Annotated in this window: 20 protein-coding genes; 12 read left to right on the top strand and 8 right to left on the bottom strand. The window is 69.4% G+C overall.

Annotation, left to right across the window (positions count from 1 at the left end; genetic code table 11):
- Positions 1-3: 3 nt before the first annotated feature.
- Together AB3K92_RS11120 and AB3K92_RS11115 are read left to right on the top strand one after the other, a co-directional pair.
- Positions 4-978, top strand: coding sequence for an AraC family transcriptional regulator (locus AB3K92_RS11120; RefSeq protein ID WP_369465048.1), 975 nt, complete (start codon positions 4-6; stop codon positions 976-978).
- A complete protein-coding gene (locus AB3K92_RS11115; protein ID WP_369465047.1) occupies positions 975-2009 on the top strand; it encodes a LysR family transcriptional regulator in 1035 nt (344 codons plus the stop codon). The genes AB3K92_RS11120 and AB3K92_RS11115 overlap by 4 nt, the downstream gene beginning before the upstream one ends.
- Positions 2010-2056: 47 nt before the next feature.
- Here AB3K92_RS11115 and AB3K92_RS11110 read toward each other — a convergent pair whose 3' ends face one another.
- Positions 2057-3175: a porin gene (locus AB3K92_RS11110; RefSeq protein WP_369465046.1), complete on the bottom strand. Its 1119-nt coding sequence runs from the start codon at positions 3173-3175 to the stop codon at positions 2057-2059.
- Positions 3176-3585: 410 nt separating this feature from the next.
- Between AB3K92_RS11110 and AB3K92_RS11105 the strand changes: the two genes are divergently transcribed.
- Both AB3K92_RS11105 and AB3K92_RS11100 read left to right on the top strand, forming a co-directional pair.
- Positions 3586-4983 carry a spinster family MFS transporter gene (locus AB3K92_RS11105; RefSeq protein ID WP_369465045.1) on the top strand — a complete coding sequence of 466 codons (1398 nt, stop codon included), beginning with the start codon at positions 3586-3588 and terminating at the stop codon, positions 4981-4983.
- 156 nt (positions 4984-5139) lie between these two features.
- Positions 5140-6129, top strand: coding sequence for a PDR/VanB family oxidoreductase (locus AB3K92_RS11100; RefSeq protein WP_059494647.1), 990 nt, complete (start codon positions 5140-5142; stop codon positions 6127-6129).
- A 171-nt stretch (positions 6130-6300) separates the two neighbouring features.
- Here AB3K92_RS11100 and AB3K92_RS11095 read toward each other — a convergent pair whose 3' ends face one another.
- The 6 genes from AB3K92_RS11095 to AB3K92_RS11070 form a co-directional block, all read right to left on the bottom strand.
- Positions 6301-7221 carry a LysR family transcriptional regulator gene (locus AB3K92_RS11095; protein WP_021161061.1) on the bottom strand — a complete coding sequence of 307 codons (921 nt, stop codon included), beginning with the start codon at positions 7219-7221 and terminating at the stop codon, positions 6301-6303.
- A gap of 92 nt (positions 7222-7313) precedes the next feature.
- Entirely contained in the window at positions 7314-8234 is a 921-nt protein-coding gene (locus AB3K92_RS11090) for a LysR family transcriptional regulator (protein WP_369465044.1), read from the bottom strand.
- A 64-nt stretch (positions 8235-8298) separates the two neighbouring features.
- Entirely contained in the window at positions 8299-9003 is a 705-nt protein-coding gene (locus AB3K92_RS11085) for an ethyl tert-butyl ether degradation protein EthD (protein ID WP_124588748.1), read from the bottom strand.
- 3 nt (positions 9004-9006) lie between these two features.
- The gene (locus AB3K92_RS11080) at positions 9007-9528 is read right to left on the bottom strand and encodes a flavin reductase (protein ID WP_059589592.1); all 522 of its coding nucleotides are present in this window, start codon (positions 9526-9528) and stop codon (positions 9007-9009) included.
- Between the two features lie 38 nt (positions 9529-9566).
- The gene (locus tag AB3K92_RS11075; RefSeq protein ID WP_059484712.1) at positions 9567-10760 is read right to left on the bottom strand and encodes an acyl-CoA dehydrogenase family protein; all 1194 of its coding nucleotides are present in this window, start codon (positions 10758-10760) and stop codon (positions 9567-9569) included.
- Between the two features lie 62 nt (positions 10761-10822).
- The gene (locus tag AB3K92_RS11070; protein ID WP_060222100.1) at positions 10823-12157 is read right to left on the bottom strand and encodes an MFS transporter; all 1335 of its coding nucleotides are present in this window, start codon (positions 12155-12157) and stop codon (positions 10823-10825) included.
- A gap of 322 nt (positions 12158-12479) precedes the next feature.
- On the opposite strand from AB3K92_RS11070, the gene AB3K92_RS11065 reads away from it, so the two are divergent.
- From AB3K92_RS11065 to AB3K92_RS11055, 3 genes are all read left to right on the top strand, one after another.
- Positions 12480-13763 carry a Rieske 2Fe-2S domain-containing protein gene (locus AB3K92_RS11065; RefSeq protein WP_369465043.1) on the top strand — a complete coding sequence of 428 codons (1284 nt, stop codon included), beginning with the start codon at positions 12480-12482 and terminating at the stop codon, positions 13761-13763.
- Positions 13760-14263: an aromatic-ring-hydroxylating dioxygenase subunit beta gene (locus tag AB3K92_RS11060; protein WP_021161068.1), complete on the top strand. Its 504-nt coding sequence runs from the start codon at positions 13760-13762 to the stop codon at positions 14261-14263. Before AB3K92_RS11065 ends, AB3K92_RS11060 begins: the two co-directional genes overlap by 4 nt.
- Positions 14264-14442: 179 nt before the next feature.
- Positions 14443-14829, top strand: a complete 387-nt coding sequence (locus AB3K92_RS11055; protein WP_021161069.1) for a 2-hydroxymuconate tautomerase family protein — start codon at positions 14443-14445, stop codon at positions 14827-14829.
- Between the two features lie 50 nt (positions 14830-14879).
- Here AB3K92_RS11055 and AB3K92_RS11050 read toward each other — a convergent pair whose 3' ends face one another.
- Positions 14880-16427, bottom strand: a complete 1548-nt coding sequence (locus tag AB3K92_RS11050; RefSeq protein WP_369465042.1) for an ATP-binding protein — start codon at positions 16425-16427, stop codon at positions 14880-14882.
- 166 nt (positions 16428-16593) lie between these two features.
- On the opposite strand from AB3K92_RS11050, the gene AB3K92_RS11045 reads away from it, so the two are divergent.
- The 5 genes from AB3K92_RS11045 to AB3K92_RS11025 all read left to right on the top strand — a co-directional run bounded on the left by AB3K92_RS11045 (position 16594) and on the right by AB3K92_RS11025 (position 20809).
- The gene (locus tag AB3K92_RS11045; RefSeq protein WP_059589487.1) at positions 16594-17787 is read left to right on the top strand and encodes an acyl-CoA dehydrogenase family protein; all 1194 of its coding nucleotides are present in this window, start codon (positions 16594-16596) and stop codon (positions 17785-17787) included.
- A 113-nt stretch (positions 17788-17900) separates the two neighbouring features.
- A complete protein-coding gene (locus AB3K92_RS11040; protein ID WP_021161073.1) occupies positions 17901-18278 on the top strand; it encodes a hypothetical protein in 378 nt (125 codons plus the stop codon).
- Between the two features lie 8 nt (positions 18279-18286).
- Entirely contained in the window at positions 18287-18850 is a 564-nt protein-coding gene (locus tag AB3K92_RS11035) for a nuclear transport factor 2 family protein (RefSeq protein ID WP_369465040.1), read from the top strand.
- 31 nt (positions 18851-18881) lie between these two features.
- Positions 18882-20006, top strand: coding sequence for an amidase (locus tag AB3K92_RS11030; protein WP_369465039.1), 1125 nt, complete (start codon positions 18882-18884; stop codon positions 20004-20006).
- Positions 20007-20065: 59 nt separating this feature from the next.
- Complete coding sequence (locus AB3K92_RS11025; RefSeq protein ID WP_021161076.1) at positions 20066-20809, top strand: SDR family NAD(P)-dependent oxidoreductase; 744 nt, start codon at positions 20066-20068, stop codon at positions 20807-20809.
- Positions 20810-20890 lie beyond the last annotated feature (81 nt).

The raw sequence follows: 20890 nt of genomic DNA, 5'->3' as shown, positions 1-20890 counted from the left end.
TGAATGGATATCGCCCTTTCCCGCCATGCGCCGAATAGGCTCGGCACGCTGCACGCCCCCGACGAAGTCGAACGCGCGGTCGCGCACCGGCTCGGGCCGCACCGGATGGCCGCGCGCGGCCGCGATCCGTTTCATGCGGAGCTGTACGAAGTGCCGCTGCATCACGGCGCGCTGCTCGAACTCTGCTACGGCCGCGAAACGCGCATCGACTTCGGCGACGATGCCGGTCACTTCCTGTTCAGGCTGACGCTCGCCGGCGCCTGCGAACTGCAGGCCGGCAGCGTCGTCGCGCGGGCCGGCCCGGGCGAGCTGACCGTATCGTCGCCCGCGCTCGCCAGCCGCCTGAGCACGAGCCCCGATTGCCGCAACCTCGTGCTGCGGCTCGAACGCGGCGCGCTCGAACGCAAGCTGCAGCACATGCTGCGGGCACCGCTCACGCGGCCGCTGCAGTTCGATCTCGCGGCCGGCGGCACCGACACGGGCGCCGCGCTCGTGCTGCCGACCTTCGAATACCTGTGCAGGCTCGGCGCACAACCGTGTGTCGGCACGGCCTCGCCCCTCTTCGGCGCCGATCTCACCGCGTGGCTGATGTCGCTGCTGCTCACGCACCTGCCGCACTCGTACAGCGACGCGCTCGCACGCGGCACGCCGCCGTTGCCGGCGCACGTGCGCCGCGCGTGCGATCACGTCGACGCGCACCTCGGCGAGCCGCTCGCGCTCGCCGCGCTGGCGGCCGTCGCGGGCGTCGCGCCCCGCACGCTGCAGCACGCGTTTCGCGCGTTCCTGCACACCACGCCGGCCGCCTACGTGCGCGAGCGCCGGCTCGCCGCCGTGCACGCGGCGCTGCAACGCGGCGACACGTGCAGCGTGACCGACGTGCTGATCGCACACGGCATCCATGGCTTCGGCCATTTCGCGAAGGCGTATGCGCGGCTCTACGGCCATGCGCCTTCCGTCACCGCGAGGCAATCCCGATGACGCACGCCGCAACCGGCCGCCCGGCGGCCCCGACCCGCGTGGAATCCACGCCGCACGACAGCGACCTGTCGGAACTGCGCGTGCAGGATCTCGACCTCAACCTGCTGAAGACGTTTCGCGCGGTCTACGAGGAGCGGCATGTCGGCCGCGCGGCGCTGCGGCTCGGCGTCACGCAGCCGTCCGTCAGCCATGCGCTCGGCCGGCTGCGGCTGATGTTCCGCGACGCGCTGTTCGTGCGCACCGGCACCGGCGTCGAGCCGACACCGCGCGCGCAACGGCTGGCGATCTCGGTCGACAAGGCGCTCGCGATCCTGCAGGACGTGCTCGACGAAGGGTCGCGCTTCACGCCCGACAGTACGCAGCGCGTGTTCCGCCTGCACATGAGCGATTTCGCCGCGAGCGCGTTCCTGCCGACGCTGCTCGCCGCGTTCGACCGCCGTGCGCCGGGCGCGGTGATCGAGACGCTGCACGTCGACGAATGCCAGCTCAACGTCGCGCTCGAATCGGGGCGCATCGACTTCGCGCTCGGGCATTTCGCCGACGCGTCGAGCCACTTCCAGCGCACCGCGCTGCTGCACGAGCGCTGCGTGCTGCTGATGCCGCGCCGCGCCGCGCAGCGCGTCGCGCTCCCCGACGATTACGTGCTCGATGGCGAGGCGCCCGAGACATTGCGCTTCGTCGCGGTCACGTCGCATCCGCAATCGATGCAGCTGCTGGAACGGCATGGGCTGATGCCGCGCGTGCGCGCGGCGCTGCCCGATTTCATGGTGGTGCCCGCGCTGCTGCGCGACGGCGACTATGCGCTGATCCTGCCGGAGACGATCGCGATCACGTTCGCGGCGCGGCAGCCGTGCGCCCTGTACGAGATCGCCGGTGCCGGCGAATGGGCCGTCAACGCGTACTGGCACCGGCGCTTCGACGCGGACCCCGGCCATCGCTGGTTGCGCGCGCTGCTGCTCGAGCTGTTCCACATCGGCGAGCTGGCGCCGTTCGACGCATGGCTCGCGCCGCAGCCGCCCGCCTGCGCATGACGGCGCGAAGGGCTCGGACGGCGCAAGCGGGCAGCGGCGCGCGCCGGTCAGAACGACGTAAGGATGCCCGCGACGATCGAGCTCGCCGTTGCACCGGGCTTGGCGACCGCGACGCCGCCGCCCGCCGCGCCGTTGACGACGAAGCGCGCATGCGCGCCGTTGCGCACCATCGCGGCGCCCGTGTACAGCACCGTGCGCTTCGACAGCGGATAGTCGAAACGGATGCCGTACGAATCGGCGTTGCCGTCGCTGTCCGCGACCTTGCGGTAATGGCCGACGCTCAGCAGCAGCGACGCACGCCCGATCGGCACCGTCGCGCTCAGCTCCATGATGTCGCTGTGCGGATACGCGCTCTGGCTGTCGATCGCGGTCGCGACGTCGGGGCCGCCGCGATGGCGCAGGTACAGCGCGGCGACCTTCACGACATTGAAGTCGTACGAAATCGCGCCGAGCGTGTAGTTGCCGCTCGCGGCCGGGCTCGTGTCGCCGAGCGCGGCCGCGGCCACCGGGCTGAACTTCTGCTGCATGTAGTCGATGTCGACCGACAGGCCGCCGCGCACGTAGTTGAGCCCCGCGCCGTACGTATCGCCGAGCGTCGCCGGCTGCCCGGCCGCGCCGTTGGTGCCGCGCGCGGCCATCGCGCGCAGCATGAGGCCCGCGTAGCGCGGCGACGTATAGCGCATCGAGTTGCGCACGCGCAGGAACGCGGGCCCGACGAAGTTGTTCGTCGCGTTGCCCCACGCGAGCCCCGCGCCGAGTCCGGGCAGGCTGTACGTGACGAGCGTCGTGTGCAGGATCGTGTAAAGCTCGCCGAACTGCACGCCGCCGAACGGCCCCGTGATGCCGACCCACGCTTCGCGGCCGAACAGCGCGCTGCTGTTCGACAGCGCGCCGCTGGCCGCGTTGAAGCCATCCTCCAGCTTGAAGATCGTCGCGTAGCCGCCGCCGAGATCCTCGACGCCCTTCAGCCCCCACTGCGAAGCGAACAGGTTGCCGCTGCCCATGCGCGTCACGTGGTTCGGCCCGGCGTTCGCGTATTCGATCGCCGTGTCGACGCGGCCGTAGAGCGTCACGCTCGATTGCGCGAATGCGGGCAGCGCCGCGCAGGCCAGCAGCGCGGCAAGCGGTACGGCAAGCCGGTCGGCCCGCCTGTTCGGTTGATTCATCGTCGTCGTCCCGTAGAGGTTCCGGCGCCTGTCGGTATCGCGCCGGCTGGTGTGAAGCGCGTTCGCCGCGAAGGGCCAACGCAGCCGATCAAAAACGGGCCGAGTCTAGGAACGACAATTTCGGACGTCGACACAATGCGCTCTATAACGCTTATAGATGCGTCGCATGATGCGCGCGCGCCCCGCTGCAAGCGCGCCGCGCGGCGGCCGGCGCGCGCAACCCTGGTGTTTTCTTTATCCGGGTCGGTAGATGCCCGTGTGGCGCGGCTGTCACTCCGGCTATGGCGGCCGGATTTGGCCGACTACGCTGCGTCTCCGACACGTGCCCCCGCACGCTTTCGCGCCGCGACGGCGCCCGGCCCCCGAGGCCGATGCCGCGCTTATTCACCGCCCGCTCCTGGAGAATCCGCATGTCCGCATCCACGGCCCGCGCTGCCGACGGCAAGCGCTATACGTACGAATGGTATGTCGTCGTCATCTGCATGCTCGCGTACGTCTTTTCGTTCGTCGACCGCCAGGTCCTCGTGCTGATGATCGAGCCGATCAAGCGCGACCTGCACCTGTCCGACACGCAGTTCAGCCTGCTCAACGGCTTCGCGTTCTCGCTGTTCTATGCGGTGATGGGGCTGCCGGTCGCGTATCTCGCCGATCGCTACGCGCGCCCGCGGATCATCTCGCTCGGCATCGCGCTGTGGAGCGTCGCGACCGCCGCGTGCGGGCTCAGCCAGCATTTCGTGCAGATGTTCATCGCGCGCATGGGCGTGGGCGTCGGCGAGGCCGCGCTGTCGCCCGGCGCGTATTCGATGCTCGCCGACTACTTTCCGAAGGAGAAGCTCGGGCGCGCGATCGCCGTGTATTCGCTCGGTTCGTTCATCGGCGGCGGCGTCGCGTTCCTGATCGGCGGTTACGTGATCGCGCTGCTCAAGCATGCGAGCGCGTTCACGCTGCCGGTGGTCGGGCAGGTACATGCGTGGCAGGTCACGTTCCTGATCGTCGGGCTGCCGGGGCTGCTGGTCGCGCTGCTGTTCGCGGCGACCGTGCGCGACCCGCAGCGCAAGGGGCTCGCGCAGGATCGCTCGGGCGCCGTGCGGCGCGTGTCGATACGCGATTCGCTGCGCTTCGTCGGCACGCATCGCGCGACCTTCGCGTGCCACTACCTCGGCTTCTCGTTCTACGCGATGACGCTGTACTGCCTGCTGAGCTGGACGCCCGCGTTCTATATCCGCCGCTTCGGGATGACGGCCGTCGAAGCCGGCTACACGCTCGGCATCGTGCTGCTGGTCGCGAACACGGCCGGCGTGTTCTGCGGCGGCTGGCTCAACGACTGGCTGCTGCGACGCGGCCGCGGCGATGCGCCGATGCGTGCCGGCGCGATCGGCGCCGCGTGCATGGTGATTCCCGCGACGCTGTTCACGCAACTCGACTCGCTGCCCGCTTCGCTCGCGATGCTCGTCGTCGCGATGTTCTTCGCGTCGTTCCCGATGCCGACGTCGACCGCCGCGATGCAGACGCTCGCGCCGAACCAGATGCGCGCGCAGATCTCCGCGCTGTTCCTGCTCGTGTCGAACCTGATCGCGCTCGGCGTCGGCACGACCGTCGTCGCGCTGTTCACCGATCGCGTGTTCGGCGCGCCGGCGGCGGTCGGCCATTCGATGTCGATCGTCAACGTCGCGGCGGCCACGCTCGCCGCGCTGCTGCTCGCCGCCGGCTGCCGGCACTATCGCCGCAGCCTCGATCGCGAGCGCGGCCATGCGTCGGCAGCGGCACCGCAGGCGGCCGAGGCGGGCAACGCAATCGCCGCGCGCTGAATAACGGGCGCGCTCCGACGCCGACCATCATCCATCTCACTGATTCAGGTATCGCTTTTTAATCGATTTGATTTATGCGATGCCCGTCCCTATTCTCGATCGCATGACGGCGCGGTGTCTGCCGCGCCGCTTTCCTCGTACCCCACGGAATTTCCCATGCAAGCGAACCGCCACCAGGTCCGGATCGACGCGCTGATCGACGCGGCGCAGGACATCCGCTGTTTCCGGGTTTCGCGCATCGACGGCCAGCCGTTCGACGCGTACGAACCCGGTGCCCATATCGACGTCACCGCGCCGTCCGGCGTCACGCGGCAATACTCGCTGTGCGGCAACCCCGACGAACGCGGCAGCTACCTGTTCGCGGTGAAAAAGGAAGCGCAGTCGCGCGGCGGCTCGCGTTCGCTGCACGACGATGTGCAGGTCGGCGCCGAGCTGTCGATCGGTACGCCGCGCAACCTGTTTCGTCTGACGGATGACGCGAGCGAGCACGTGCTGATCGCGGCGGGCATCGGCATCACGCCGCTGCTGTCGATGGCGTATGCACTGCACCGGCGCGGCGCGCGCTACCGGTTGCATTACTTCGCGCGCAGCCGCGAGCACGCGGCCTTCGTCGACGAACTGTCGGCCGAGCCGTTCGCGTCGCACGTGACGTTCCACTACGGCGTCGAGCCTGATGCGCTCGTGGCCGCGCTGGGCCGCTGCGTCGAATCGGTCGACGCACGCGCGCACGTCTATACGTGCGGCCCCGGGCCGTTCATGGAGGCTGTCGTCGCGGCGGCCGCGACGCGCGTGCCCGAAGACTCGATCCATCTCGAACGTTTCGCGGCGGAACCCGTCGCGGCCGATGCGGGCCACGCCGAAGCCGGCGCCGGCCCGGCCGACGGCTTCGAAGTCCGCCTGCAGCGCAGCGGGCAATCGGTGCGCGTCACGCCCGACACGTCGATCGTCGACGCGCTCGCGCGGATCGGCATCGAAGTCGATACGTCATGCGGCGAAGGCGTGTGCGGCACCTGCATGGTGCCCGTCGTCGACGGCGAGCCCGATCATCGCGACCACTGTCTCAGCAAGGCCGAGCGCGCGAGCAACACGGTGATCTGCTGCTGCGTGTCGCGCGCGCGCTCGGCGGTGCTGGTGCTCGATCTCTGACGCCTGCGACACACGCGGCGCGGGTTCAAGACGTCCCGTGTCGTCGAACCGCTCGACGACATCGGCCGGTCATCCGCATTGCCCTCGTCCTCATGAGTCGCGCGTCGTCGAACCACTCGACGCTTCCGGCCGGCAACGCGCGCATCCGGGCATCGCCTTCGTCTTCAGGGCTCACGCGTTGTCGAACTGCTCGACGAGTTCGGCCAGCAACATGCGCATCCACGCATTGCCCTCGTCTTCATGGAAATGCTCGTGCCAGTGCATCGTCACCGGCGCGGGCGGCAGCGTGACGGGCAGGTCGTACAGGCGGAACGCGTTGTCGCGGTTCAGGATCCGCGCGAGCCGCTTCGGCAGCGTCGCGTACAGATCCGTGACCGACAGCACGCTCGGCAGCGCGACGAAGTGCGGCACCTCGAGCGCGATGTTGCGGCCCACGCCCTGCGCGCGCAACGCGTCGTCGAGCGCGTGGTGGCTGTGCTCGACCGATTTCACGTTGACGTGCGCGGCGCGCACGAATTGCTCGAGGCTCAGCGCGCCGCCGCTCGGCAACCCGCGCCGGCGGCCCGTCATGCATACATACGTTTCCTCGAACAGCATCTGGTGACGCGTGCGCGGCATCAGCTCCGGCAGGTTGCCGATCGCGAAATCGAGCCGGCTCGCGCGCAGCGCTTCCTCGATCTCCTCCACCGGCAGCGGCTGCACGCTCAGCGTCACGCGCGGCGCGCGCTCGCGCAGCGCCTGGCAGATCGCGGGCAAGTACGCCATCTCCCCCGCATCCGACAGCGACAGCCGGAACGTACGCGTGCTCGTGCCCGGATCGAAGCGCTCCGCGTAGCGCAGCGCCACGCGCACCATGTCGAGCGCCTTGCCGACGATGCCCGCGAGTTCGAGCGCGACCGGCGTCGGCTGCATGCCCGAGCGCGTGCGCACGAACAGCGGATCGTCGAACAGCGTGCGCAGCCGGCCGAGCGAATAGCTGACGGCCGGCTGCGACAACGCGAGCCGCTCGCCGGCCTTCGTCAGGCTGCGTTCCTCGACGATCGCCTGGAATACGCGCAACAGGTTCAGATCGAGATGATCGACCGACGTCATGACCGCCTCCACTATCACTATTCGTCAAATTGATGCGTGAACGCATTCTAAATCAGTGAAGCGGATTTTTACGCAGGTGCGCGCAATCGCCGTCAGGCTTCCGGGCGATGGAACATCTCGTGGATCACGCCGCGCAGCCACGCAATGCCCGGGTCCGCCGCGAACTGCACGTGCGTGTGCATCTGGATTTCGATCGGCGGCAGCACGAACGGCAACGGAAAGATCCGGAACGCGCGGCCGCGGTTGAAGCGCTCGGCGACGCTGCGCGGGAAGATGATCGCCAGATCGGTGTGCTGCACGATCTCCGGCGCGACGATGAAGTGCGGCAGCCGCAGCACGACGGTGCGCTCGACGTGCAACTCGTCGAGCCACTTCTCGACCATCCGGTGGCCGGTCGCATTGCTGCTCGCGTAGATGTAGCGCAGCGCGGTCAGGTCCTCCTGCGTCGGCGCGCGCTTGCGCAGCGGATGGCCGGCCCGCACCATGCACACGTGCTCGTCCGAGAACAGCGTTTCGCTCACGCAGCCGGGTCCCGGATCGGGCACGTAGCCGAGCGCGAGATCGATCTCGCCGCTGCGCATCGCAGCGCCGACCGCGTCGACGGTTGCGCTCGCGATATCGACGCGAATGCCGGGTGCGACGTCCGCAAGCCTCGCCAGCAGCGGCGGCAGGAAATAGAACTCCGACATGTCGGACATCGACAACCGGAAGGTACGGTTCGCGGTGGCCGGATCGAAGTGCGCGACCTGCTGCACCGCGAGATCGATGATGCCGAACGCGCGCGTCAGCGGGCCGTGCAGCTGGCGCGCCGTGTCGGTCGGCGCCATGCCGGTCGGCGTGCGCACGAACAGCGGATCGTCGAACAGGTTGCGCAGCCGCCGCAACGCGTGGCTGACGGCCGGCTGCGTGAGCCCGAGCCGCTCGCCGGCCGCGGTCAGGCTGCGCAGCTCCGAGATCGCGAGAAACACGCGCAGCAGGTTGAGGTCGGTGACGACCGGACGGGATTGGGTCATGGCGCTCGTGAGCCGCGGCGGGGCGCCGACGCGGCGGACCCGCAATCGCGCGACGCGGCGCGGACTACTCGATCGATGTTATCTCAAAACTATCGCTCGTCATCGGGAAATGTGGCGTGGCGCCGGTGAACGGCGGCAGCGCGTCGAAGTCCCTGCGCATCAGCAGCCGGACCGGCGACGCCAGCGCGTGCTCCAGCGCACCGGCATCGTCGAACACGACCTTGTTGCGCTGCATCGCATCCGCGCGCGGCACCGGCAGCGCGGTCCGGTAATCGATGCGCGTATAGATCTCGATCGCGCGGATGCCCGGCAACTGCGCCATCAGCGGCGGATGATGATCGAGATAATGCGACAGCCACGCGTTCGGGTCCGCGGCTTCGCCGTCGTAGCTGACGAGGTAGGTGCAGCTTTGCGCGGCCGCGCGCGGGCCGGCCAGCGGAATCGGGCGTACGGCCATCGCCTGCTGGACGACGCGCCGCCCGGCTGCCTGCCAACGCGCGACGCACGCATGCGCGGCCCCCGTCGGCGCAAGCATCGCTTCGAGCGTGCCGAGTTCGGCAAAGTAGCCTTGCACCACGCATGCCGGCGACGGCGGGCGCGCGACGGGGTCGGCGCGATCGGCGGCCAGCGCGGCGGGCCGATGCACGACCAGCCGCGTCAGCCCGGGCACTGCGCGCAGCGCCGCGATCGCATCGTCGAGACCCGGTGGCGGCACGCCGGCGTCATCGTCGCCACCACGATCGACGATCAGGAACAGGCAAATGTCCATCCGTCACCCCGCCTGCGCGGCCAGCGGATGCGCGAGCCGGTGGAACGCGCGGCCGAAGTAGATCAGCCCGTCGGCCGCCGCATGCAGCGCGATATGGTCGACCTCGACGAACATCACCGAATGCGAGCCGACCGTTTTGCTGTCGATGATGCGCCCTTCGAGGCTGACGTTCGCGTCGGCCAGCACCGGGACGCCGGTTTTCCCGTCCCGCCAGCGCGCATCGTCGAAACGCGTGTCGCCCGGCGCCATGCCGGCGAACGCCCTCGCGACCTCCTGGCACGCGGATGGCAACAGGTTGATCGCGACGCGCCCGTTGCCGTGCATGATGTCGTGCGCACGGCTGCCGCGGTTGACGCACACCAGCATCGTCGGCGGCGTGTCGGTCACCGAGCACACCGCGCTCGCGGTGATGCCCCAGCGGCCGTGCACGCCGTCGGTGGTAATGACGTTGACGCCGGCCGGCAGACGCGACATCGCCTCGCGAAAGTCCTGGCGCATGTCGTCGTGGATCGTTGCATCGTTCATCTCAAGCTCCTGCTGCGAAGAATCGGCGCGATCGCCGGTCACGGATACGGTGTCACGGGTGCGATGCCGGCAAACACGGCACCGGAGCCGTCATAGGTCGCCTCGCCGAGAAACGCGTGCTGCGTGACCACGATCGAATCGCGCACCAGTTGCTGCAGCCGGTTCTCGCGATAGATCGCGGCCGTGCCCGCCAGCTGGTACGCCTGCATCACGACTTTCGCGCACACCTGCGCCGCGTGCGTCGCGCTCAGCCGCAGCAGGTTGGCCTGTTGCGGCGACACCGGCCGGCCGGCGGCCAGCGACGCCCACGCGGCCTCCGCCGTCTCGTAGAAAAACGCGCGCGCGCTGCGCCAGTCGGCCTCGGCCTTCGCGAGGCCCTCGCGGTAGTACGGACGATCGGCGAGACGCGGCGCACCGGTCGTCGTCTTCGTCGCGCCCGACATGGCGGTGAGCAGGTCGAGCGCGGCGCGCGCGATGCCGACGTTGACCGCCGCATGCACCTGCGCCTGGTAAGCGACCGCCGGATAGCGGTACAGCGGCTCGTCGACGGTCGGCTCGCCGCCGCGCACGAAGGTCCAGGCTTCGTCGACGAACTGGTCGTTCAGCGCGAGATCGTGACTGCCGGTGCCCTGCATGCCGACCACACGCCAGTTCTCGACGATCTCGACGTCGTCGGCGCGAAACACGGCCGTGAACGGCTTGCCCGGCGCCCCGCCGTCGGCTGGCGCACCGCCGATGCCGACGCCGATCCAGTCCGCGCCCTTGCAGCCGCTCGCGAAGCGCCAGCGCCCCGTCACGCGGTAGCCGCCCGGCGCACGCTGCGCCGGCTGCAGCGGGTACAGACCACCGGCGAACACCTGGTCGGGACCGTCCGCATAGATCGTGCGTTGCGTGTCGAGCGGCAGCGCGGCGAGATAGGTATTGGCCGACCCGAATGCCGCGACCCACGCGGCCGACCCGTCGGCGACCGCGATCCGTTCGAGCATCGCGAGGAACACGTGCGGCGGCAGCGCGTCGCCGCCAAAGCGGCCCGGCGTGCCGGCGCGGAAGATGCCCGCGCGCTTCATCATCGCGATCACGTCGCGCGGCACGTGCGACAGCCGGTCGAACTCGTCGCGCCTGCGTTCGACTTCGGCGATCACCGCCTCGAGAGGCAGCGGCGAGCGGTCGGCCGGTTGCGGTGACGCGGGCGCGTCGGGCACGACGGCACGAATGGCGGAATTGGCTTGCATGGTGACTTCCTGAAAGGGCGAAGGGTCTGGGCGAAGGGTCTGGACGAAAGGCTTGGCGACGGTCAGCGCGAGCGGGCTGCATCGCGCATCGCCTTCGGGTGGGTTTCCGGCGCGATGCAGGTCGCGACGACCGTGATCGCACCGAGGATCACGAGATAGATGACGATCGGCGTCGCGCTGCGGTAATGCGCAAGCAGCGCGGTCGCGATCACCGGCGACAGCCCGCCGCCGAGCACCGACGCCATTTCGCGGCCGATGCCGAGCCCCGAGAAGCGCAGATGCACGGGCAGCAGTTCGCTGATGAACGCCGGCTGCGCGCCTTCGAGGATGCCGATCGCGACGCTGTTCGCCAGGATCAGCGCGACGATCACGTGCGAGAAGCGGCCCGACTGCAGCAGCGTGAAGTACGGATACGCGATCAGCACGACGGCGACGGCGCCGAGCAGGTAGACGGGCTTGCGGCCGACCCGATCGGTCAGGCGGCCCGCGAACAGCGTCACCGGAATCATCAGCAGCATCGAGATCACGAGCCCGCTCAGCAGCCACGAAGCATCGAGGCCGATGAACTTCCCGTATGCGAGCGAGAATGCGAAGAACAGATACGACACCGCGCCTTCGCCGAATCTCAGCCCGAACACCGTCAGCACCTCGCGCGGGCATTCGCGCAATACGTCGACGAGCGGCGTCGCGCTGGCCTTCTGCGTCGAACGCGCTTCGGCGAATTCCGCGCTTTCGCCGATCGAGCGGCGCATCCAAAGGCCGAACCCGACCAGCACGATGCTCGCGAGGAACGGGATGCGCCAACCCCAGCGCTCGACGTCGGCGGCCGGCAGCTGCTGCACGAGCAGGAACGCGGCGGTCGACAACACGAAGCCGAACGCCGCCCCGCACGGGCTCCACGCGGCCAGCGCGCCGCGCCGCCCGGCCGGCGCGTTCTCGTGGATCAGCAGGATGCTGCCGCTCCATTCTCCGCCGGCGGCGAGCCCCTGCAGCACGCGCAGCAAGACGAGCGCGACCGGTGCAGCGATGCCGATGTCTCGATAGGTCGGCAACAACCCCATCCCGACCGTCGCCGCACCCATCGTCAACATCGTCAGCATCATCACGGTCTTGCGGCCGTAACGATCGCCGATGTGCCCGCACAGCAGGCCGCCGATCGGGCGCGCGACGAAGCCGACCGTGAAGCCGCCGAACGCCGCGATCGTGCCGGTCAGCGGATCGCTGCCGACCGGAAAGAACAGCTTGCCGAACAGCAGCGCGGCGGCCGTCCCGTACAGGAAGAAGTCGTACCATTCGAGTGCCTGACCGAGCACGGCGGTGGTGACCGCGCGTCGAACCGAATGCGTGCTGCGGGAAGCGGGCAACGCAACCGCAGACAGGGGCGCCGATGAGTTCATGTGGAGTCCGAATAGAGTCAGTTGTCCTGCCGGTCCGGCATCCGGCGGCAGGTCCGCGATCGAATCTGTTCACTGCGTCCGACCACGATAAGAGCGCAGCCGGACCCGGTCAAATTCCTGCCAAAAATGCCGCCCATGAATCGCATGCATGGTCGCGACGCATCGCGAGTCACCCGCGTAATTATTCATCCTGCTTATTTGACTGCATTTTTTAGATCAATTTGACGGATGGAATCGCGACGACGAAACTGGTTCCGCTATCCGCACGAGGTCCGTCCGACCGGGCCTTGCGCTTCCTCGCGACTCTTCCCCCACGACAACGATGAGCGACATTCCCTACCAGACGATCGACACCAGCGCGTTGCACGGCCTCGCGCAACCCGACCGCATCGCACCGGCGATGTATCACGATCCCGCGTTGTTCGAAGCCGAGCTCGAGCGCATCTTCTACCGCACCTGGATCTGGGTCGCACACGAGAGCGAGCTGCCGAACCCGGGCGACTTCATCACGACGACGATCGGCCGCCAGCCGGTGATCGTCGTGCGCGACAAGACCGGCGAGATCAACGTGCTGCAGAACCGCTGCCGTCATCGCGGCGCGACCGTCTGCGAATCGCACAAGGGCAACGCAAAGGGCTTCACGTGCCCGTATCACAGCTGGTCGTACGCGCTCGACGGCACGCTGCGCGCGCTGCCCTACGGCGACGGCTACGAAGGCGTGTGCGAGAAAGGCGACCTGCCGCTCGTGAAGCTGCGCGTCGGCGTGTACCAGGGGCTGGTCTTCGCGAGCTTCAACGACACGATCGAGCCGCTCGAGGATTTCCTCGGCGGCGCAAAGCCGTGGATCGACCTGTTCATGAAACAGGGCGCCGGCTACCCGATCAAGGCGAACGGCGAGCACAAGTTCAAGTTCAAGGGCAACTGGAAGATCCAGCTCGAGAACACGACCGACCTCTATCACTTCCCGGTCGTGCACAAATCGTGGATGAAGTCGATCGACGACGAGACGGCCGCCGCGATCACGAGCTTCATGACGAGCGAGGACGCGTTCTGCCGCGGGCTCGGCAACGGCCACAGCCTCGCGGTGCTGATGCCCGAGCTGATCGATCTCGACGAAGACGACGGCGCGCCGCTGCCCGAGCGCTTCGCGCCGCTCGCGGCGAAGCTCGCCGAACGCCACTCGCCGGACGATGTGCGCCGCATCGTGCGCTCGCTGATGGGGGTCGGCTTCAACCTGAACCTGTTCCCGAACCTCGCGCTGTCGATGGCGTTCTTCCGCGTGCTGCGGCCGATCGCGGCGAACGAAACCGAGATCCGCCACGTCGCGCTCGCGATGGACGGCGGCCCCGACGAAGCGAACCGCGAACGGCTGCGCATTCACGAGCACTTCCAGGGCCCGTTCGGCTTCGGGAGCCCCGACGACGCGGAAGCGTGGGAGCGCGTGCAGCGCGGCGCGCACGCGGGCCCCGACGTGCCGATCCTCGTGAATCGCGGGCTGAACCGCGAGACGACCGCCGCGAACGGCGAAAAGACCGCCCATGCGACCGACGAAACCGGCATGCGCGAGGCCTACCAGCAATGGCGCAAGATGATGGAGCAGCAATGATGGACGACCGCAACGCCCTCTTTTCCGAGCAGACCTTCGCCCGCGCGGTCCAATTCGTGTGGCGCGAAGCCGAGATGCTCGACCGCCGCGACTATCGCGCATGGCTCGACCTGTGGGATCCGGCCGGCCATTACGTGGTGCCGATCGATCCCGACACGACCGATTTCGCGGCGACGCTGAACTACGTATTCGACGACCAGGACATGCGCGAGAAGCGCGTGCAGCGGATGGTGTCCGGCTATTCGGCGTCGGCCGCCGACGCCGCGCGCACGGTGCGCACCGTGTCGCGCTTCACGCTGGAAAGCGGCAGCGCCGGCACCGTCGAGCTGAAATCGGCGCAGGTCGTCGTCGCGTACAAGCGCGGCGTCGCGACGCTGTTCGCGGCCGACGTCACGCACAAGCTGCACGTCGATGCCGAAGGCGAAATGCGGATTGCCGAAAAGGTCGTGCGCCTGATCGACTCGACCGAAGCGCTCAGCGCGATCGGCTTCCTGCTGTGAGCCGTGGCCGGTTCGCCGTCGCCAACGCAATGGTGAGCCGGTCACCTTCACCTGTGAGCGGCTGCCGGCTCGCCGTCGCCCACACAAAGGTGAGCCGGTCACCTTCACCTTTGAACGGCCACCGGTTCGCCGTCGCCCGCGCAACGGTGAGCCAGTCACCTTCACCTTTCCGGACGACCATGCCCACACTCGAAGTTTTCCTGCCGGCCGGCCACGACGACGCGCGCAAGGCCGAACTGATCGCACGGCTCAGCATCGCGACCGTCGACGCGATCGGCGCACCCATCGAATCCGTGCGCGTACTGCTCACCGAACTGCCCGCGACACATATCGGCCTCGGCGGGCGCAGCGCCGCGGACGGCGCGCCGCCGTCGCTGCCGGTAATCGTCGCGATCCTGATCGCCGGCCGCACCGACGAACAGAAACGCGCGCTGATCGCCGCGCTGTCCGACGTGGGCGCGAACGTGCTCGACGCGCCGCTGCAGGCGACGCGCGTGATCATCAAGGACATTCCGAACACGGACTTCGGCATCGGCGGCCAGACCGCGCGGGCGCTGGGGCGCTGACCATGCATCGCGCGTCGCCGCCTCGCCGCGACACACCGACGCGGTTGCGCTCACCCGTCGGCAAGCGGCAGCGTCACGCGGCAGTCGAGCCCGCCGCCCTCGGCCGCGCTCGCGCCGATCAGGCCGCCGTGGCGCGTCACGATGCTCTTGCACAGCGACAGCCCGATCCCGTTGCCGCCGGCCTTCGACGACGAGAAGCCGTCGAACAGCCGGCCGTGCGCGCCGGCCGCGATGCCCGGGCCGTTGTCGATCGCGCGCAGCTCGGCGTGCCCGGCCACGTTCGCGGTGCCGAGCGTCAGCATGCGCGGCACGCGTTCGCAACCGGCGAACGCCTCGATCGCATTGAACGCGAGATTCAGGATCACCTGCCCGATCAGCACGCGCTCGCAACGGATCGGCAGCGGCACGTCGGCCTGCACGATCGCGACCGTCACGCCGGCATCCTTCGCACGCAGCTCGATGAAATACGCGACGTCCGCGAGGATGTCGCGCAGGTCGGCGAGCGCGACGACCGGCTCGCGCTTCACGATGAATTCGCGCACGCTCTTGATGATCAGCGCCGCATGCTCGGCCTGGCGGTCCGCACTGCGCAGCCCCCAGATCGCGTCGTCGATCGCGCCGCGCCCGTTCAGCCGCTGCACCGCCCCTTCGATGAAATTGCGCACGGCCGCGAGCGGCTGGCTCAGCTCGTGCGCGATCACGCTCGCCATCTCGCCCATCGCGTTGTAGCGGCCCGCGTGTTCGAGCATGCGCGCTTCGGCGCGGCGCGCGTCCTCGATCGCGACCTCGTCGCTCACGTCGCGGAACTGCACGAGCAGCCCGTCGAGATCGCCCTCGATCTCGACCTGCCGGCACAGGATGCGCAGCCAGCACGGCGAGCCGTCGCGCCGCACGATCCGGTAGCGCTGCGGCGCGGACGGGCACGCGGACGGCGCATCGTGCAATTGCGCGACGAGCCGGTCGCGATCGGCCTCGGAGCAGTAGTCGAGCACCTCGCCGAGCGCTTCGTCGGGCGCGAGCCCGAGCACGCGGCGGCCCGACTCGCTGATGAACTGCACGCCGCCGCGCGGCGTGACGACCGCGATACCTTCGTCGAGATCCTGCATGAATTCGCGCAGCCGCGCCTCGTAGCGGCGCAACTGCTGGCGCACCGCCTCTTCGGCGCTGATGTCGCGGAACTGCACCATCACGACGTCGCGCCCGCGCAGCGGCACGTAGGTGGCGGTCGCCTCGGACAGCATGTCGACGCCCGTGCGCGACCGGTAGCACCATTCGTACACCTGCGGCCCGTCGACGAGCGCGCGATCCCACGCGCTCACGGCGATCTCGCGCCGGTATTTCGGCTCGGGACGCGTCATGTCCGGCGCCTTCAGCGGCAGCAGTTCCTCGACGGAAAAACCGAGCGCGATGCACGCGGCGCGGTTCGCCCACACGATCGCCTTCGTCTGCGCGTCGTGCAGCAGCACACAGGTGGTCAGCGCGTCGAGCAGCCGGTGGAAATCGTCTTCGTCAGGGAAACTCATGATCGGCTTCGGATGAAGGCGCGCGGCGTCGCGCGGCCGGAAAGCCAACATAGCACCGGCGCGCGCCGATCGCATCTGAAGATTTCTTTAGGCCGGCACGGAACCTCACCAGTCGCGCGGCCCAACGCACCAATTGCTGCGTGTTTTCGGCGTTTCTAGACTGGTTGCATCGTCGTGTTGCCACCCGAGACAGCACGCATGCCGCCCCGCATCCGAACCCCTATCCGTCCAGGAGACAACCATGCCGCAAGCCGCCCTCGCCATCGAACCCGCGCCGTCCTCCCAGCCCGTGGCAGGCACCGCGGCCGCGCGGTTGTCGCCGCTCGACGCCGTGATCGAAACCGTCGCCGCGCGCCGCGACGAATTCGATCGCCTGTCGCACGTGCCGCGCGACGTGATCGCGCTGTTCAGGCAGGCCGGCATCTATCGCGCGGGCACGCCGCGCCGCTTCGGCGGCGATGCGCTCGCGCCGACCGCCTTCCTCGACATGATCGAACGGATCGCGACCGCCGACGGTTCGGCCGCGTGGGTGGCGAGCTTCGGCTCCGCGAACGTCTATCTCGCCGCGCTGCCGCTCGAGACCCAGGCCGAGCTGTACGCGAGCGGCCCCGACCAGGTGTTCGCGGGCGGCCTGTTCCCGGTGCAGCCGGCGCAGGCCGCGCCGGGCGGCTGGCGCGTGAACGGCACGTGGAAATTCGCGAGCGGCTGCAAGGGTGCCGACTGGCTCGGCGTCGGCATCGCCGTGCCCGGCGCGCAGGACGCCGCGCCGAACAAGCCGCGCACGGCCGTGTTCCGCGCGGCCGATGTCGAGATCGTCGAGAACTGGAGCGTGGTCGGCATGCAGGGCACCGGCAGCCACGACCTGCGCGTCGACGACCGCTTCGTGGCCGAAGCGTGGACCTTCGTGCGCGGCGGCGAGCCGACCGTCGACGAGCCGCTGTACCGCTACCCGACCGTCGCGTATGCGGCGCAGGTGCTGGCCGTCGTCAATCTCGGCCTCGCGCGCGCGGCGCTCGACGTCGCGAACCGCATGTCGGGCGGCCGGCAGACGACGACCGGCGCGCCGCGCCTCGCCGATCGCGCGTATTTCCGCATCGAGCTCGCGAAGGCCGAAGCGCAGCTGCGCTCGGCACGCGCGTTCTTCTACGACGCAACCGACACGGTGTGGCAATCGATCCTCGCGGGCAATCCCGTGACGCCCGACCAGGTCAGCCTGCTGCGGCTCGCGGCCACGCATATCGCACGCGAAGGCGCGAGCGTCGTCGAACGCGCGTACCGCCTCGGCGGCACGGCGGCGATCTATCGCACGCATCCGCTTCAGCGGCTGCTGCGCGACGCGATGGTCGTCACGCAGCACGCGTTTCTCGCGGAGGGCAACTTCGACGGCGCGGGCGCGGTATTTACCGGCGTCACGCCGTTTCCCGGCTACCTGTAACCCGCGCAACCCGCGCCCGGGCGGCGCTGTTTCCCGAACGCGCATGGCGCCGATGCGGAAGCACCGCTACCGGCCGGCGCATGCGCCCAACCGTTTCCCCTGGAGAACCCGAGATGTCCGATTCGAATCCGCTGCCGCTGCGTGTCCTGTTCTGCTGCGGCGTGTCGCAGAACTTCTTCGACCTGCCGCGCGAGAAGATCGGCGAAGTGTGGCAGGCGTACGGCGCGATGCTCGCCGCCGTCGAGGCGATGCCCGGCGTGCGCGTGCTCGGCGTAATGGACGACGACCGCCTCGTGGTCGGCCAGGCCGACGGCGCGCCGTGGACCTTCTACATCATGGCCGACGTCGCCGATTTCGACACGACGGTCGCCGTGTGCAACCTGTATCGCACGACGCCGGTCGGCGAATACAACCTGTGGCGCTACGGCAAGATCGAAGCGCGGGTCGGCCGCGCGCTGACCGTGCCGCCGGCCGCGAAACCCGCGTCGTGAGGCGCGCGATGACCGACCTGTCTCGCAGCTCGTCCCCCGGCCTGATCGACGCACTCGCGCAGCGCGTGGCGGCGCTCGACGCACTCGCGCAGCGCGTGGCGGCGCTCGACGCCGAGCGCGCGGTGCGCGCGACGATCACGCGCTACATGGCGCTGTGCGACGTGCCCGAGGATGCCGGCGACGGCCCGTCGCTCGCCGGCCTGTTCACACCCGACGCCGTGTGGGAAGGCATCGGCCCGCAGTACGCGCAGAAGTTCGGCCGCCTCGAAGGCACGGCCGCGATCGTCGCGATGCTGGGCCGCTACCTGCCGCCCGATCCGCATTTCTCGGCGAACCTGCACTTCCTGACGTCGGAGTCGATCGAGATCGGCGCCGGCAACACGAGCGCGCGCGGCCGCTGGATCATGCTGCAGGCGTCGCGCTACGCGAACGGCACGGCCGAGCTGATCGCCGCGCGGCTGACCGTCGATTTCATGCCGGCCGGCGACGGGGCGACCTGGCTGATCCGGCACTTTCGCACCGAACGCGTGCTCGACGGCCCGTGGCCGCTCGCCGCCGCGCCACGGCCCTGATGCTTTCCACCGCTTCCGCACGATATCGACCATGACAGGCTTCATCGACACCTTCACGCTCGGCGGCCCGGGCCCCACGATCGCGATCAAGGACACGATCGACATCGCGGGCCATCCGACCCGCGCGGCGAGCCGCGCGCTCGCCGATGCTCCGCCGGCCGCGCAACATGCGGACGTCGTCCGCCTGCTGCTCGACGCGGGCTGGCAGATCGCCGGCAAGGCGAACATGCACGAGCTCGCGTTCGGCATGACCGGCATCAACGACTACACGGGCACGCCCGTCAATCCGCAGGATGCGACGCGCATCCCGGGCGGCTCGTCGAGCGGTTCCGCTTCGCTCGTCGGGCTCGGCGCGGTCGATGCGGCGCTCGGCACCGACACCGGCGGCTCGATTCGCGGGCCGGCCGCCTGCTGCGGCGTGGCCGGGCTGAAGCCGACGTTCGGCCGCGTGTCGCGGCGCGGCGTCGCGCCGGCCGATACCACGCTCGATTGCGTCGGGCCGTTCGCACGCGATATCCGCACGCTGGCCGCGGTGATGGCCGCGATCGCACCGGGCTTCGATCGGGCGCAAGCGGCGGCCTCCGTGGCGGGCTGCACGATCGCGCAGATCAGCGTCGAAGCCGATCCGGCGATCGCCGCCGCGCTCGACGCGGCCGTGCGCGTGTCGGGCCTGCGTTCGCACGCGCTCGTGCTCGACGAAATGCCGGCGTCCTTCGCGGCGGGGCTCACCGTGATCAACGCGGAAACGTCGCGCGCGTTCGGCCATCTGGTCGACACCGGCAAGCTCGGCGCCGATCTCGATGCGCGGCTGCGCACCGCCGCGACGACGACACCCGCCGCCCTCGCGGAAGCCGAAGCCGTACGCGCACGCTTCACCGCGCAGGTCGACGCCGCGCTCGAACTCGGGGACGTGCTCGTGCTGCCGACGCTGCCCGCGCTGCCGATCACGCTGCAGCAGGCGCGCGACGGTGTATCGGTGATCGCGATGTCGTCGCTGATCCGGCCGTTCAACCTGAGCGGCCATCCGGCGCTCAGCCTGCCGCTGCCGCTGGCCGGTTCGCCGCTGAAGGCGGGCCTGCAGATCGTCGGGCGCAAGGGCGCGGACGAGCGGGTCTGCGCGATCGCGGCACACTTCGAAGCGGCCCTCGCCGCATGAACCACGATGCGGGCGCGGCTTCACCGTTCACGCGCCCGCGAACCAGGGAATCACGCATCATGTCAGACCGAGTCGTCCTCGTTACCGGCGCCGCACGCGGGCTCGGCGCCGTCATCGCCGACCGCTTCCATGCGGCCGGCTATCGCGTCGCGCTGGCCGACATCGCCGCCGACGCCATTCATGCGCATGCGCGCGAACTCGACCCGGGCGGCGAACGCGCGATCGCGCTGCCGCTCGACGTCACGTCGAAACGCGATTTCGAAGCGGCGCGCGATGCGCTCGTCGCGCGCTGGGGCACGATCGACGTGCTCGTGAACAACGCGGGCGCATCGAAGGTCGTGCCCGCGATGGAGATCACGGCCGAGCAGTTCGACCAGGTGATCGACGTGAACCTGCGCAGCGTGCTGTTCGGCTGCCAGGTGTTCGGCCAGTATTTCGCGGAACGTGGTGCGGGCCGCATCGTCAACATCGCATCGCTCGCCGGCCAGAACGGCGGCTCGGCAACGGGCGCGCACTACGCGGCCGCGAAGGGCGGCACGCTGACGCTGACCAAGGTGTTCGCACGCGATCTCGCCGCGCGGGGCGTGACCGTCAACGCGATCTCGCCGGGCCCGCTCGATTTGCCGATCGTGCATGAAAGCGTCGCGCCGGAGAAACTGCGCCAGGTGCTCGCGAGCCTGCCGGGCGGCAAGCTCGGGTCGGCCGGTTTCGTGGCGGATGCGGCCGTGCTGCTCGCGTCGGGCGACGCGCACTTCGCGAACGGCGCGTGCTGGGACATCAACGGCGGGTTGTACATGCGCTGAGCGGTGGGCTGCATCGCTTGTGCGCTGCCGACCGGTGCCGACCGGTGCCGCGCGGGACACGTGTGAGACTCGTGCGAGCAG

It is taken from the genome of Burkholderia sp. Bmkn7 (assembly GCF_041103175.1).
GTDB classification, from domain to species: domain Bacteria; phylum Pseudomonadota; class Gammaproteobacteria; order Burkholderiales; family Burkholderiaceae; genus Burkholderia; species Burkholderia cepacia.
Note: the sequence above shows the minus strand (reverse complement) of the source record. Positions and strands in the feature narration are given on the sequence as shown.